This window comes from Arthrobacter terricola (assembly GCF_004354015.1).
Classification (GTDB): Bacteria; Actinomycetota; Actinomycetes; order Actinomycetales; family Micrococcaceae; genus Arthrobacter; species Arthrobacter terricola.
This window is the reverse complement of the sequence record NZ_SMRU01000019.1, coordinates 77472-91942: the sequence shown is the minus strand read 5'-3', so window position 1 is coordinate 91942 and position 14471 is coordinate 77472. Positions and strand designations below refer to the sequence as shown.

Below are 14471 nucleotides of genomic sequence, written 5' to 3'. Positions count from 1 at the left end.
CTAACGTAACCGCGGGGACACTTGCCTTGTTCCCGGAACAAGCCCGCGGGGTGGCCGGGGCAGCCCGGCCACCCAGGCGATTCGCGCCGTGTTACAGCCCTCCGACGTTCAATCGGGCCAACATCAGGGCCTCCGCCAGCACGGCGTTTCGGAAGTCGCCGATGTGAAGCGACTCGTTGGCGCTGTGGGCGCGGGAATCGGGGTCCTCAACGCCGGTCACAAGAATCTGTACTTCCGGATAGGTCTCGGTCAGGTCGGCGATGAACGGGATGGAGCCACCGATCCCCATTTCCACTGCCGGTACTCCCCAGGCCTCTCCAAGTGCCCACATGGCGATCCGCGCGGCCGTCGATGCCGTGTCGGTGGCAAACGCGTTGCCCCTCTCCCCCGGCGTGAAAGTCACCTTCGCTCCGAACGGTGCGTGGGTTTTCACATGCTCTTCCACGGCGTCCATAGCGGCGTCCGGATCCTGGCCGGGCGCGAGCCGAAGGCTGAACTTGGCCCGGGCCGCCGGGATCAGGGTGTTTGAGGCGACATCGACGGCGGGTGCGTCGATTCCGATGATCGAGAGGGCAGGCTTGGTCCACAGGCGCGAAGCGATGCTGCCGCTTCCGGCGAGCCGGACGCCGTCGAGCACTGACGCGTCGGCGCGGTACTGCTCCTCGTCGATGTCCTCGACGACGTCGTCCTTGCCGACCAGTCCTTCGATGGCGACGCTGCCGTCGTCGTTATGCAGGGTGGCGATCAGGCGCGACAACAGCGTGGGGGCATCCAGGACGGGGCCGCCGAACATGCCGGAGTGGACGGCATGATCGAGGACGCGCACCTCGAAGGTGCCGTCCACCAGGCCGCGCAGGCTGGTGGTGAGGGCCGGAACTCCGACCTTCCAGTTGCTCGAATCGGCGACGACGATCACGTCCGCCGCGAGAAGCTCGCGGTGCGTTTCGAGGAACGTCCGGAACGTCGGTGAACCGGCCTCTTCCTCACCCTCGAAGAACAGCGTCACGCCCAGGCCGAATTCGTCGCCGAGAACCTGGGTGGCAGCGGCGTATGAGGCCAAGTGCGCCATGATTCCCGCTTTGTCGTCGGCGGCTCCGCGTCCGTAAAGGCGGCCGTCCCGCTCCTCGGCAACAAACGGTTCGGAGTTCCACAGCGTCGAGTCGCCGGGTGGCTGGACATCATGGTGCGCATAGAGCAGGATGGTCGGCTTGCCGGGGCCGGCGAGGCGGCGGGCGACGACGGCGGGCCCGCCGGGAGTGCCGTCTGTCTTGTTGCATCGCAATATTTGCACGTCGGCAAAACCTGCCTCGCGCACGAATTCCGCGACGGTCTCGGCGCTTCGTTCAAGTTCCGCCGGGTCGAAACTGGGCCACGCGATGCCGGGAATGGACACGAGGGTCTTCAACCGTTCCAGGGTGTGGTCGAAGGTGGCGTCTACGGCAGACTTGAGCGCATCCACATTGATGGTGCCGGCGCGGTTTGAAAAGGTCTGCGGGATCTCCGCATTCATTGAAGTCATGGCCCAAACACTACCGTCGCCGCCCATGCCGGGGAACGGGTGCCGACGGCGTGGCGGGGTCAATCCGCCGTTGCTGGCCGCCTCGACTTCGGGAAGGTTCCTGCGAGGTATTCTGTAGTGGTGTTTGGACGTAAAAAGGATGAGCCGAGCGCTCAAGAGTCAGTAGGTCAGGTTGCGGCCGATGCGCCCCTGAAGAGTGCAGGTGCCGGCAAGGGCGCACCCACACCTAAGCGCAGGGCGCAGGAAGCTGCCCGCAAGCGCCCTTTGGTACCCACGGACCGCAAGGCTTCGAAGGAAGCGGAGCGGGTTGCGGTTCAAGACCAGCGCCAGAAAATGCGCCAAGCACTTGATACCGGTGACGAGAAGTATCTCCCGGTACGTGACAAGGGCCCCCAGAAACGTTACGCCCGCGACTTCGTCGATGCCCGGTTCAGCTTGGGCGAATACCTTATGTTCGGTGCCCTGTTGTTCGTGGTGATTTCGTTCATCATTCCGTCGGGCAGCGAAACCCTCAGCTATGTGCTGATCGCCTTCTGGGTGATGTTCATCGTCGTTTTCCTTGATGTCCTCCTTCTCTCCCGCAAGCTGCGGAAGGGACTGGCGCAGAAGTTCGGCGAAGTGGAACGCGGCACGGTCTGGTACGGCAGCATGCGGTCCTTGCAGTTCCGCCGCCTTCGCTTGCCCAAGCCCCAAGTCCAGCGCGGCCAGTACCCCTCATAAGGCCGACACCCCAACCATTCGCCATCGCGTGGCAGTGGATGGCAAAGCTATGAAAAAGACCCTGGACCATTCGGTCCAGGGTCTTTCCCGTATTGGCGGTTAGCGACGACGCTTCGCGAGGCCTTTGTTGATCCCGGCTGCCCAGAACGGTCCTTCGTACAGGAACGCCGTGTACCCCTGAACGAGCGTTGCGCCGGCGTCGAGTCTTTCCTGGACGTCGCTGGTGGATTGAACCCCGCCAACAGCGATGAGCACCAACTGCTCCCCCACAGCGGCCTTGAGCCGACGGAGTACCTCGAGCGAACGCTCCTTGAGCGGCGCACCGGAGAGGCCGCCGGCACCGCATGCCTCCACCTTGCCGGGATCGGACGCCAGCCCTTCCCGCCCGATGGTGGTGTTCGTGGCGATAATGCCGTCCAGCTTCAGGTCCAATGCCAGGCGTGCGACGTCGTCGATGTCTTCATTGCTCAGATCCGGCGCGATCTTGACCAGCAAAGGCACGTGGCGTCCGGCGGATTCGTCCGCGGCGTCACCGACCGCCCGCAGGAGGGGGCGGAGCGTCTCGACGTTCTGCAGCAAGCGCAGTCCGGGAGTGTTCGGTGAACTGACGTTCACCACCAAGTAGTCGGCCGCCGGTGCGAGGCTGCGGGCACTGACGAGATAGTCCGCCACCGCGTCGTCGAGTTCGACCACCTTTGTTTTCCCGATGTTGACGCCGATCACCGGACGTACGTCCGAGTTTGACCGCTGCAATGCGGCACGCGCCGCCTTCAGCCGGGGTGCGACGGCCGCGGCGCCGTCGTTGTTGAACCCCATCCGGTTGATCACGGCCTTGTCTTCGATGAGGCGGAATAGCCGCGGTTTCTCATTGCCCGGCTGTGCCTGGCCGGTGATGGTACCGACCTCCACGTGTCCGAAGCCGAGGTCTGCGAGGGCTTCGATGCCGTGGCCTTCTTTGTCGAAACCTGCCGCGAGGCCGAATGGAGAGGGGAACGTCAGGCCGAAAGCCTCCGTGCGCAAGGAGGGATGCGGGGCCGTCATCCGGGCCAGGATCCGGCCGGCGCCCGAGCGGTGTGCAAGGCGAATCGCCTGGAAACCGATCTTGTGGGCTTTTTCGGCATCCATCCAGGAGAAGGCAAGCTTGAAGAAGGTGGGGTAAACGCGCATGCTCCTAGTTTTCCGGTTTCGCTGCCGCGCAACAAACCGGAGGCGGTTACCCGGCGGTAGCATGTACGGATGTCGAGCATTCCAAGTGGTGCACTTCACTCCGCGGCGCACATTGAGGCCGATGTCGTCGTTATCGGGGCTGGCCTTTCAGGGTTGGTCGCGGCCTCGCACGCTTATGCTGCGGGCAAGCGCGTAGCGATCCTCGACCAGGAACCTGCCGCGTCCATATGCGGGCAGGCGCATTGGTCGTTCGGCGGCCTCTTCCTGGTCGGTTCCCCGGAGCAGCGAAGGCTGGGTGTACGGGACAATGCGACGCTTGCCCTGGAGGACTGGCTCGCTTCTGCGGCATTCGACCGGACCGAAGACTCGTGGGCCAAATCATGGGCCGAGGCTTATGTGGATTTTGCCGCGGGAGAAAAGCGGGCCTGGCTCCACAGCCTGGGAGTCCGCTTCTTCCCCTTGGTCCAATGGGCTGAACGCGGTGGGTACGGCCCGCAGGGCCACGGAAATACGGTTCCAAGGTTCCATGTCACGTGGGGCACCGGCCCGGGAGTGGTGGAACCTTTCCTCGCGAAAGTGCATGAGGGCCTCGCGGAGGGCAGGGTGACCCTCCATTTCCGGCATCGCGCCACGGCGATCACGACGACGGCGGGCCGGGTCACCGGGGCGAGCGGTGAGGTCCTCGAGCCATCACCGGCCGAACGCGGAAACGGGTCCTCAAGGACCGCCGTCGGGCATTTTGACGCGACGGGTGGCGCGGTTGTGGTCACGACGGGCGGGATCGGCGGAAACCATGCGAGGGTCAGGAAGCAATGGCCCGGTGGCGAAGCGCCGGAGGAACTCCTGAGCGGTGTGCCCGCCTCGGTCGACGGCGACTTCCTCAGCGCAGCGGCAGCAGCCGGCGGGAACCTCATCAACGGCGACCGCATGTGGCACTACCCCGAAGGAATCCGCAACCACTCTCCCGTCTGGCCGCGGCACGGCATCCGAATCCTCCCCGGGCCGTCCTCCTTGTGGCTGGACGCGACCGGACGGCAATTGCCCGCCCCACTCTTCCCCGGTTTTGATTCGTTGGGAGCCCTGCGGCATATCCTCGCGGGCGGCCATGCGCATTCCTGGTTCGTGTGCAACCGCACGATTGCCCTGAAGGAACTCGCGTTGTCCGGTTCTGAACAGAACCCGGACCTCACCGGGAAGGACCTCCGGCTTCTGGGCGCCCGTCTTCGATCGGGGAATTCGCCCTTGCATGCATTCCTGGACCACGGCGCTGATTTCGTGCAGGCAGGAACGCCCGTGGAATTGGCTGAAAAGATGAATCTCCTGACCGGATCGGCGTCGATTGACCCAAGCGGGCTGGCGTCGCTTATCCGTGACCGCGACCGTCAAGTGGTTTCCGGACTCGGTAAGGATCCACAGCTCGCGGCCATCCGTTCCGCGCGACGTTTCGCCACCGACAAACTCATGCGCGTCGCCCCGCCGCACCGATTCGAAGACCCGCGGCACGGCCCTCTCCTCGCCGTCCGGTTGTCAGTCCTGACGCGAAAGAGCCTTGGCGGACTTCAGACCGACCTCCGCTCGCGTGTTCTCGACATGTCTGGTGTTCCGGTTCCCGGCTTGTACGCCGCTGGTGAAGCGGCCGGATTCGGCGGCGGTGGAATCCATGGATACCGTGCGTTGGAGGGAACCTTCCTTGGCGGCTGCCTCTTCTCCGGACGGGCGGCCGGGCGTGATGCCGCGGCAAGTGTCTAAGCTGTTCCCATGGAGTGGCAGACCGACATCCTCGGCGCAGACTTCGAAAGTTACGCATTCGAGGCAACCGGACCCGACGGCGTGGTCCGCCGCGCCACCCTGGTCCGGCACGTTCCGCAAGGAATGCCGGCCACCCCTCCCCCGCCGAATGGTTCTGTCCTTTTCCTGCACGGCTGGAGCGACTACTTCTTCAACGTAGCCCTGGCAGAGTTTTGGACCGGGCTGGGGTTCCGCTTCTACGCGTTGGACATGCACAACCATGGACGCAACCTCCGGGCGGACACCCCGGGTGGCTACGTGGAGCACCTTGACGATTACGACGCCGAAATTGCCCAAGCCATCGAGATGATCCGCGCAGAGGAGAAGGTCAGCGGCGGAAGTGCTTGCGTGACCCTCATGGGACATTCAACCGGAGGCCTGATTGCCTCGTTGTGGGTCAGCAGGTATCCGGGTATCGTCCAGTTCCTCGTCCTCAACAGCCCATGGTTGGAAATGCACGGTAGTTCCTTGGTGCGGCGGGCCGCCCAAACCATGGTCAGCCCGTTGGCACGGCTTCGCCCGAGGACGATCCTGCGCTTGCCTGAGCGCGGGTTCTACTACCGCAGCATCAGCAGTTCCGCCGAAGGCGAGTGGACACTCGACGACAAATACCGTCCTCCCTTGGCCTTTCCCGTTCGCGCCGGATGGCTCAGCGCCGTCCTCAGCGGGCACGCAAAAGTCGCCCGTGGGTTGCGGATAGACATTCCCATCCTGGTCCTCATCTCCGGATCCAGCGCGAACGGAATGATCTGGCAGGAATCAATGCGTCATTCGGACGCGGTGCTCGACGTCAACACGATGGCCCTCCGGGCCATGACTCTTGGGCAGTCGGTCACCCTGGAGCGGGTGGAAGGCGGACTCCATGATGTGTTCTTGTCAGCCGGTCCCGTCCGCGCCGATGCCTACGCGCGGCTGGGCCGCTGGGTCCACGGATACATCAGCGGCCGCGAGCATCAACGCATCCAGGAAACGCCGTGACCACAGAGCTGGGCTTGCCGTTGTGGCAAGAAGATTTCCTGGGGGCTGGATTCGAAGCGCTCGGGTTGGAACTTTTGCCCGACGACGAGGGGCCGGTCTGCGCGACGCTCGTCCGGCATGTGCGCAAGGATGCCCCGCTGTCTGCTCCGCATGGTCTCCTGGACACCCTGACCGCCTTTACCCGGCGCAGGCGCCGGCGCGACGTTCCCGTCACGGAAGGTCCACCCCGGGTTGTGTTGTACATCCACGGCTGGGCTGACTACTTCATGCAGACCGAACTTGCCGAATTCCTCACGGCCTCGGGATTTCATTTCTATGCCGTTGACTTGCGCAAGTTCGGCCGGAGCCTTCGCTCGGGGCAGACTCCCGGCTACGCCACCGACTTGACGGTCTACGACGAAGACCTGGACGCGGCGATACTTGCCATCCAACAGGATCTCCGTGAGCGGACCGGAATTTCGGAGGCTCCGACCATCCACATGATCGCGCATTCCCTGGGCGGCCTGATCGCCGCGCTGTGGGCCAACCGGAATCCAGGCCGGATTGCCACGCTGACGTTGAACTCGCCGTGGCTCGAGCTTCAGGGAAGCAGCCTTTTTCGCAGCATCGCGATGCACTTGGTGGAGCCCATCGCCCGGACGGACCCGAAGCGACCGTTCCGTTTCCCGGAAATGCCTGCGTATTGGCAAAGCGTGAGCAACCAAGCCCACGGTGAGTGGACCTTGGACCCCGTGTGGCGGCCAAGGGCCTCTTTCCCTATCCGCGCGGGTTGGACTAAGGCCGTCCTCGCCGGGCACGCGGCCGTCGAACGCAAACTCAACATTGACGCCCCGGTCCTCGTCCTGCTCTCCGGACGTACCCGGATACAGGCCGAATGGAGTGCCGAACTCATGCGGGTCGACGCCGTCATCGACGTTGAGCAAACAGCCCGCCGGGCGCTGGGCCTGGGGCGAAGGACAGCCGTTTTCCGCTACCCCGGCGCGCTCCATGACGTCTTCTTGTCACGGCGCACCGTCAGGCAACAGGCTTACCGCGATGTCGCCATTTGGCTCGCGTCCTATCCGGACTGACGTTGAAGTGAGCCCGGTCAGCGCGGGGTTGCGGCGTCGACGGCACCGCCGTAGCGCCGGTCCCGTTTCGCGTAGATCTCGACGGCGTCCCACAGGGTGCGACGGTCTACATCCGGCCACAGGGTGTCCATGAACACGAACTCTGCGTACGCGGACTGCCACAAAAGGAAATTGGACAGCCGTTGCTCGCCCGAACTGCGGAGGAACAGGTCAACGTCCGGCAAGTCCGGCTCGTCCAGGTACTTCTGGATGGTGCGCTCGTTCACCGATCCCGGCTTCAACCTGCCGTCGGCTACGTCCTGTGCGATCGCTGCCACGGCGTCGGCGATTTCGGCGCGTCCGCCGTAGTTAACACACATGGTCAACGTGCAGGTGTCGTTGCCGCGGGTGAACTCTTCGGCGTCCTCGAGTTCCTTGATCACTGAACCCCACAGCTTCGGACGTCGTCCGGCCCAGCGAATCCGCACTCCCCAATCGTCGAGTTGGTTCCGTTGGCGACGCAGCACGTCCTTGTTAAATCCCATGAGGAACCGCACTTCCTCCGGGGAACGGCGCCAGTTCTCAGTTGAGAAGGCGTACACGCTGACGTATTTGATGCCCAACTGGATGGCACCGGCCATGACGTCAAGCAGGGCGGGCTCACCTGCTTTGTGGCCCTCAATGCGTGGCAGTCCCCGCTGGTTGGCCCAACGCCCGTTGCCGTCCATGACGATTGCCACGTGCCGCGGAATCAGCTCTGCAGGCATGACCGGCGGCGTGGCGCCGGAGGGATGCGGGTACGGGGCCACCACCGGGCCCTTGCGCGGTGCTGTCGTCTTCTTTTTTCCCAGTGCCACTTTCAGCTTCGCTCCACATGCTTGAGGGATTTCAATGCTCGTTCAAGGTGCCATTGCAGGTAACTCGCCACCAGGCCGGCCGCTTCACGGCGATGCGGGCTTTCCGATACGTCCGCCGTCGCCCAATCACCCGTCAGGAGCGCACCCAGCAAGACCACCGTTTCGGGCGCCGGTGCGGGCGAACCTGGTGGTCGGCAGTCGTTGCAGATCATGCCGCCCAAGGGGGCGGAAAAGGCTGTGTGCGGACCGGGTGCTCCGCACCGCGCGCAATCGGTGAAGCTTGGCGCCCACCCTCCCGTCGCCAAAGCGCGAAGGAGGTATGAGTCGAGGATCAGTTCTGGTGGGTGGTCCGCACGGCTCAACGAGGCGAGGGCCCCCACCAGGAGGTTGTACTGGGCGGTTCCCGAATCGGCGTCGGCGTCTGTCAGTTTTTCCGCCGTTTCCGTCATTGCGGCTGCGACCGTATAGCGCGAGTAGTCCGACGCGATCGAACTTCCGTAGGCTCCCTTTGCCACGGCCTGCGTCACTACGTCCAAGGTTCGGCCGGAAACCAACTGAAGGTCCGCCACCATGAACGGTTCGAGACGGGCGCCAAAGCGGCTGCTGGTTCGTCGAACGCCTTTGGCTACCGCTCGGACCTGGCCATGGTGCTTGGTCAGCAGGGTGATGATGCGATCGGCTTCGCCCAGCTTATGGGTGCGGAGCACGACGGCGTCGTCCCGGTAGGAACGGGCTGCAAAGGAATTGGCCACAGTTAATCTTCGCACCACGCCGGACGGAGTCGGGTCCGGCGGGACCGCGCGGCGCCCTATTGGTGGACGCCGCGCGATCGAGGGCTAAGCCCGGACGGCCCTGATTGCCCGGTTGACCGCGGAAATCACTGCCTTCAGGGCCGCGGTGCTCGTGTTGGGGTCGATGCCGACTCCCCACAGGACCCGTTCCCCCACTGCGCATTCGACATACGCAGCCGCGTTGGCGCTTCCACCTTCGGACAGGGCGTGTTCCGTGTAGTCGAGCACGCGGACGTCCACGCCGTCTTCGCGCAGGATGCTGAGCAACGCAGCGATAGGACCATTGCCGGTTCCGGTCCGTTCAACCACGGTTCCGTCCACGCGCAGGGCCGCGTGCAGCGTGAGTTCGCCGGCCTCATCGGTTTCGGTCCGGATCGCGCCCAGCGAATAGCGGCCCCACTGCCCTTCGGCAGTGCTCGCAGGCAGGTACTCGTCCTGGAACATCGCCCACAGTTGCGGTCCGCTGACCTCGCCGCCGACGGTGTCGGTGCGATGCTGGATGACGCCGGAGAACTCGATCTGCGCGCGGCGCGGCAGGTCCAGGCTGTGTTCGTTCTTGAGCAGGTAGGCCACGCCGCCCTTGCCCGACTGCGAGTTGACGCGGATCACGGCCTCGTAGCTGCGGCCCAGGTCCTTGGGGTCGATGGGCAGGTACGGAACCTGCCACATGAAGTCGTCCACGGCCTTGCCCGCTGCCGCGGCGTCCTTTTCGAGGGCTTCGAAACCCTTCTTGATGGCGTCCTGGTGGGAACCGGAAAAGGCGGTGAAGACGAGGTCTCCGCCGTACGGTGAGCGCTCCGGGACGGGCAGCTGGTTGCAGTACTCCACGGTGCGGCGGACTTCGTCGATATCCGAGAAATCGATCATTGGATCAATGCCTTGGACGAACATGTTCAGGCCCAAGGTGACGAGGTCCACGTTTCCGGTCCGCTCGCCGTTTCCGAAGAGGCAGCCTTCAATGCGGTCCGCGCCGGCCAGATAACCCAGCTCCGCAGCTGCGACGCCTGTGCCGCGGTCGTTGTGGGGGTGCAGGGAAATGATGATGCCATCGCGCGGGTGCAGGTTCCGGTGCATCCATTCAATGGAATCCGCATACACGTTGGGAGTCGCCATCTCCACGGTGGCTGGCAGATTGATGATGACCTGCTTGTCCGCTGATGCCTCGAAGACATCGGCGATCGCGTTGCAGACCCTGGCGGCGTATTCGAGTTCAGTGCCCGTGAACGACTCAGGCGAGTACTCGTACGTGATGTGGGTGTCGGCCAACGTCTCTTCGTACTTCTTGCAGAGGCGGGCACCTTGCAGGGCGATGTCCAGGATGCCGTCCTCGTCCTGGTTGAAGACCACGCGGCGCTGCAGCACCGACGTCGAGTTGTAGAGGTGGACGATGGCCTGCTTGGCACCGACCAGCGATTCGTAGGTGCGCTCGATCAGGTGTTCCCGTGCCTGGGTCAAAACCTGGATGGTGACGTCGTCAGGAATGTGGCCGCCTTCGATGAGTTGGCGCACGAAGTCGAAGTCGGTCTGCGACGCTGACGGGAATCCGACTTCGATTTCCTTGTAGCCCATGTTGACCAGCAGCTGGAACATTTTCAGCTTCCGCGCCGGGCTCATGGGGTCGATGAGTGCCTGGTTGCCGTCACGCAGGTCCACGGCGCACCAGCGCGGGGCCTTGGTGATGGTCTTGTCCGGCCACGTGCGGTCCGCCAGTTCCACGTTGATCTGGTCCTGGAAGGGGACGTAACGGTGGATGGGCATTCCGGAGGGCTTTTGTGCGTTGCGCATGACTTGGGGCCTTTTCTCTAAATCCAGATGGAAGATTGGCCGGGCATAGCAAACTCCGCAGCGAGGGTTGGCCTAGCGAATGTTCGCTTTCGAGGCCTCGCCGCGGCAGCTAAGGAGAAGCATTCCTGCACGCACCATTTCACAGTAACACGGGTGCGTATGATGACAGTGAAATACCTGAAGCAACGTCCACTATGCAGACGCGGCGATGGTGGGGAACCAGCTGCGCTGCGTCGTCCGAAGGAGTTCATGTGCCACAATCGGGGATTACTCTGTCCAACATCGATGAAAGCGTTCGGCCCCAGGACGACCTCTACCAGCACGTCAACGGCGCGTGGCTGAAGTCAACCGTCATTCCCGACGACCGTCCCTTGGAAGGAACCTTCACCGCCCTGCGCGACGGTTCCGAACTGGCAGTGCGGGCAATCATCGAAGAGGCCGCGGCCAAGGGCGAGGAAGCCAGCGGCATCGAGCGGAAGGTCGGAGGGCTCTACAACAGCTTCATGGACGAAGAAGCCACTGAAACCAAGGGCCTGGATCCGATCCGTGCCCGCCTTGACGAGGTTTTCGCCACCACCTCGCCGGCTGAAGTCGTCGCCTTGACCGGCCGGCTTTTCCGCTCCGACGTCTCAGGGCTCTTCTCCATCTACCCGGCACCCGACGCCGGGAACCCGGACCGCGTCCTCCTGTACATCGGGCAAGGCGGCCTGGGCCTTCCGGACGAGTCCTATTACCGTGAGGAAAAGTTCGCGGACATTGTGGCCGCCTACGGAAAGTACGTCGCCAAACTCTTCGGTTTGGCAGGCGTCCCAGACGGCGATGCTGCCGCTGGCAGGGTTGTCGCGTTCGAGAAGGCCCTGGCTTCCCACCACTGGGACAACGTCACGCTGCGCGATCCGCAGAAGACCTACAACCTCAAGACCGCGGACGAGAGCCGGGAACTCTTCCCCTACTTGGACTCCTGGTTCGACGCCGCCCGCATCGGGGAAGAGAAATTCGCCGAACTCGTTGTCAGCACTCCGGACTTTTTCGCCGGTGCCGCCGCCCTGGTCGGCTCGGAACCCTTGGGAACCTGGCAGGAATGGCTCGCCCTGCGTGTGCTTAACGCTGCCGCTCCCTACTTGTCATCAGTCTTCGTCGACACCAATTTCGACTTCTACGGCACCACGCTGAGTGGCACACCGCAGAACAAGGACCGCTGGAAGCGAGGTGTCGCCGTCGTCGAAGCCGCCCTCGGCGAAGCCGTGGGGCAAATCTACGTGGAGCGCCATTTCCCCGAAGGATACAAAGCGCGCATGCAGGTCCTCGTGTCCAAGCTCATTGAGGCGTATCGCCAAAGCATCACCGCGCTCGACTGGATGGGCGAGGAAACCAAGGCCGAAGCCTTGAAGAAGCTTGAGGCATTCCGGCCCAAGATCGGCTTCCCCGACGAGTGGATCGACTATTCCGCCGTCGAGATCGACCCCAACGACCTGTTGGGGAACGTCGAGCGGGCGCATAATGCCGACGTCGACCGCCACCTCGATGAGGTGGGCAAGCCGGTGGACCTGAACAAGTGGCTCATGACGCCGCAGACCGTCAACGCGTACTACCACCCGATGTTGAACGAGATTGTCTTCCCGGCCGCCATCCTGCAGCCGCCTTTCTTCACCGCTGATGCGGATGACGCCGTCAACTACGGCGGCATCGGTGCCATCATCGGCCACGAGATCGGCCACGGGTTCGACGACCAAGGCTCCCAATTCGACGGAAGTGGGGCGCTGCGGAACTGGTGGACCGAAGAAGACCGCAAGGCCTTCGATGAACTGGCTGCCAAGCTCGTGGCCCAGTTCGATGCCCTTGCCCCCTACGCGGCCCCGGATCACAAGGTCAACGGCAAACTCACGCTGGGCGAGAATATCGGTGACCTCGGCGGGCTGACAATTGCGTACAAGGCCTACCTCCTGAGCCTCGACGGCGCTGAACCGCCTGTTTTGGAAGGCCTGACCGGACAGCAGCGCTTCTTCATGTCTTGGGCTGCCGGCTGGCGCCAGGTGATCCGGCCCGAGGAAGCCATCAGGCGGGTGGCCACCGATCCGCACTCCCCCAACGAGTTCCGGACGAATGCCATCGCCAAGAACCTCGATTCATACCACGAGGCGTTTGCCGTCGAAGACGGAGACGGAATGTGGTTGTCGCCCGAGGACCGCGTCAGTATCTGGTAGCGGATCAGCGACGCAAGGGCACCACAGTGCGCCATGCAAAAGGGAAGGAGGGGCGATTGCCCCTCCTTCCCTTTTTGCATGGAGGCGTTCGCCGTCCAGGCTACCTCGCGATGTTGTAAGGATTGACTGCCTGGCACTTGGAGTCATTGGCCGTCTGCTTGACGACGTCGGCCGGAACCGAGGCGACCCCGTACTTGGTGCCGGAATCGAAGTCTGTGCCGATGTAAACCTGCACGCCCGCGACACCGGTGGCTGGCTCGATTTGCGAAGCCGGAATCCCCAACATGGTTGCTACATCCGACGCGACGTCCGCATTACCGGCCCCGTAGTAAACGACGGTCTTGCCAACACCGGCCGCGAGGAAGTGGCCGGCTTTGGTGAAACCACCGGAAATCAGCGCCGAGGCAATTTCCTCGCCTCGCGAGGCTATTCCGGTTCCGTCGGCGACGTTGACCGTCTGGAGGGCCTTGTCGTAGGCCGGAGCAGCCGGGGTACTGGGCACGGGCGCAGCGCTGGACGGTGCCGCGGACGGCGTGGCACTGGCGGTCGGGGCTGCGGTAGCTCCGGGGTTGGTGAGGTCCAGGTTCGCCCTCATGGCCGCGAACAACTGGGTGGCCTGCGGTTGAACCAGTTGGAGCCTGTTGGGATCGATCGCGGCAGGCTCGGTGGGAACCGAGACGAAGGCAACCTTCGAAAGGTCAACGTCCTTGAGCCGGCTGCCGATCGTCAGGAGCGCCTGCACGGAGGCCAGGCCGTCGTCCACGGTCAGGTTCTTCGTCACGACGTCGGCGATCGACAGAAGGCTTTGCGGATTGGCGAGCGTGCCGTCCGACTTGATCTTGCGCGTCAACGAGGACAGGAAGCCTTGCTGGGCTTGGATCCGGCCAAGGTCGCTTCCGTCGCCAAAGCCATGGCGGGTGCGCAGGAAGGCCAAGGCCTGCTCACCTTGGACTTTGGAGGTACCTTTCGGCAATCGGAGGCCGGAGTCGGGGTCGTAGACGGCGTCGCTCACGCAGACATCCACCCCGCCCACTGCGTTGGAGAGCTCCTTGACGGCGTTGAAGTCCGCCATCATGAAGTGGTCGATTTCCAGCCCGGTGAGCTGGTTCACTGTGTCCACGGCACAACCGATGCCAGCCTCTGCCATGGCCGAGTTGATCATCACGTCCGAGTGCGCCGGGAAGACCGTGTGCGTTTTGGGGTCTGTGCATGAGGGCACGTTGACCAGGAGGTCGCGGGGGATGCTGGTAAGGCTGACCCGCTTATTGTCCGCGGAGATGTCCAGCAGCATCATGACGTCCGATTGGCCGTAGCCTGTGGAGTCCCGAGCGGAACCGTATTCGGAGTTCTTCCCGTCCCTCGTGTCGGAGCCGAGAATGAGGATCTGCAAACGGTCGGTGGCATCGTTGACAGCGGCCTCGGTCCGGACGGCACCGGCCGTCAAAGGGGCCTTGCTGATGTTCGACTGCAAGCGGTACACCCAGTAGGCGGCGAAAGCGATTCCGCCGACGACGAGGATGGACACCGTCGCTGCCGAAATCCTGAGCCAGAGCGGAAGCTGCTTGAGAGCGTTCATGTGGCGGGGGGTGCCGGAGGCTTCCCCGTGGCGTGTA

At 63.7% G+C, this 14471-nt stretch carries 11 protein-coding genes; 5 read left to right on the top strand and 6 right to left on the bottom strand.

Annotation, left to right across the window (positions count from 1 at the left end; all coding sequences use genetic code 11):
* Window positions 1-91 precede the first annotated feature (91 nt).
* Window positions 92-1519 carry a dipeptidase gene (locus tag E1809_RS16250; RefSeq protein ID WP_133205283.1) on the bottom strand — a complete coding sequence of 476 codons (1428 nt, stop codon included), beginning with the start codon at window positions 1517-1519 and terminating at the stop codon, window positions 92-94.
* A gap of 120 nt (window positions 1520-1639) precedes the next feature.
* On the opposite strand from E1809_RS16250, the gene E1809_RS16245 reads away from it, so the two are divergent.
* A complete protein-coding gene (locus tag E1809_RS16245; RefSeq protein WP_133205282.1) occupies window positions 1640-2239 on the top strand; it encodes a DUF3043 domain-containing protein in 600 nt (199 codons plus the stop codon).
* A 99-nt stretch (window positions 2240-2338) separates the two neighbouring features.
* Here E1809_RS16245 and E1809_RS16240 read toward each other — a convergent pair whose 3' ends face one another.
* Window positions 2339-3406: a quinone-dependent dihydroorotate dehydrogenase gene (locus E1809_RS16240; RefSeq protein WP_133205281.1), complete on the bottom strand. Its 1068-nt coding sequence runs from the start codon at window positions 3404-3406 to the stop codon at window positions 2339-2341.
* Window positions 3407-3475: 69 nt separating this feature from the next.
* Between E1809_RS16240 and E1809_RS16235 the strand changes: the two genes are divergently transcribed.
* From E1809_RS16235 to E1809_RS16225, 3 genes are read left to right on the top strand one after another with little or no spacing between them, the layout of a single operon-like run.
* Window positions 3476-5155, top strand: coding sequence for an FAD-binding dehydrogenase (locus E1809_RS16235; RefSeq protein WP_133205280.1), 1680 nt, complete (start codon window positions 3476-3478; stop codon window positions 5153-5155).
* Between the two features lie 9 nt (window positions 5156-5164).
* On the top strand, window positions 5165-6172 hold the full coding sequence (locus E1809_RS16230; protein WP_133205279.1) for an alpha/beta hydrolase: 1008 nt from the start codon (window positions 5165-5167) through the stop codon (window positions 6170-6172).
* Window positions 6169-7242 (top strand): alpha/beta hydrolase, encoded by a 1074-nt coding sequence (locus E1809_RS16225; RefSeq protein WP_133205278.1) that lies wholly within the window; start codon window positions 6169-6171, stop codon window positions 7240-7242. Before E1809_RS16230 ends, E1809_RS16225 begins: the two co-directional genes overlap by 4 nt.
* A gap of 17 nt (window positions 7243-7259) precedes the next feature.
* Here E1809_RS16225 and E1809_RS16220 read toward each other — a convergent pair whose 3' ends face one another.
* The 3 genes from E1809_RS16220 to leuA all read right to left on the bottom strand — a co-directional run bounded on the left by E1809_RS16220 (window position 7260) and on the right by leuA (window position 10654).
* Window positions 7260-8078, bottom strand: coding sequence for an isoprenyl transferase (locus E1809_RS16220; RefSeq protein ID WP_133205277.1), 819 nt, complete (start codon window positions 8076-8078; stop codon window positions 7260-7262).
* Between the two features lie 2 nt (window positions 8079-8080).
* Complete coding sequence (gene recO, locus E1809_RS16215) at window positions 8081-8830, bottom strand: DNA repair protein RecO (RefSeq protein WP_133205276.1); 750 nt, start codon at window positions 8828-8830, stop codon at window positions 8081-8083.
* 84 nt (window positions 8831-8914) lie between these two features.
* Window positions 8915-10654, bottom strand: coding sequence for a 2-isopropylmalate synthase (leuA, locus tag E1809_RS16210; protein ID WP_133205275.1), 1740 nt, complete (start codon window positions 10652-10654; stop codon window positions 8915-8917).
* A 251-nt stretch (window positions 10655-10905) separates the two neighbouring features.
* Here leuA and E1809_RS16205 point away from each other — a divergent pair, with 251 nt between their 5' ends.
* Window positions 10906-12858, top strand: coding sequence for a M13 family metallopeptidase (locus E1809_RS16205; protein ID WP_133205274.1), 1953 nt, complete (start codon window positions 10906-10908; stop codon window positions 12856-12858).
* A 100-nt stretch (window positions 12859-12958) separates the two neighbouring features.
* Here E1809_RS16205 and E1809_RS16200 read toward each other — a convergent pair whose 3' ends face one another.
* Window positions 12959-14434 (bottom strand): LCP family protein, encoded by a 1476-nt coding sequence (locus E1809_RS16200; RefSeq protein ID WP_205754215.1) that lies wholly within the window; start codon window positions 14432-14434, stop codon window positions 12959-12961.
* Window positions 14435-14471 lie beyond the last annotated feature (37 nt).

Coding starts and splice junctions, on each gene's coding strand:
- E1809_RS16250 (WP_133205283.1), bottom strand. CDS start 1,519: ATGACTTCAATGAATGCGGAGATCCCGCAGACCTTTTCAAACCGCGCC.
- E1809_RS16240 (WP_133205281.1), bottom strand. CDS start 3,406: ATGCGCGTTTACCCCACCTTCTTCAAGCTTGCCTTCTCCTGGATGGAT.
- E1809_RS16235 (WP_133205280.1), top strand. CDS start 3,476: ATGTCGAGCATTCCAAGTGGTGCACTTCACTCCGCGGCGCACATTGAG.
- E1809_RS16230 (WP_133205279.1), top strand. CDS start 5,165: ATGGAGTGGCAGACCGACATCCTCGGCGCAGACTTCGAAAGTTACGCA.
- leuA (WP_133205275.1), bottom strand. CDS start 10,654: ATGCGCAACGCACAAAAGCCCTCCGGAATGCCCATCCACCGTTACGTC.
- E1809_RS16200 (WP_205754215.1), bottom strand. CDS start 14,434: ATGAACGCTCTCAAGCAGCTTCCGCTCTGGCTCAGGATTTCGGCAGCG.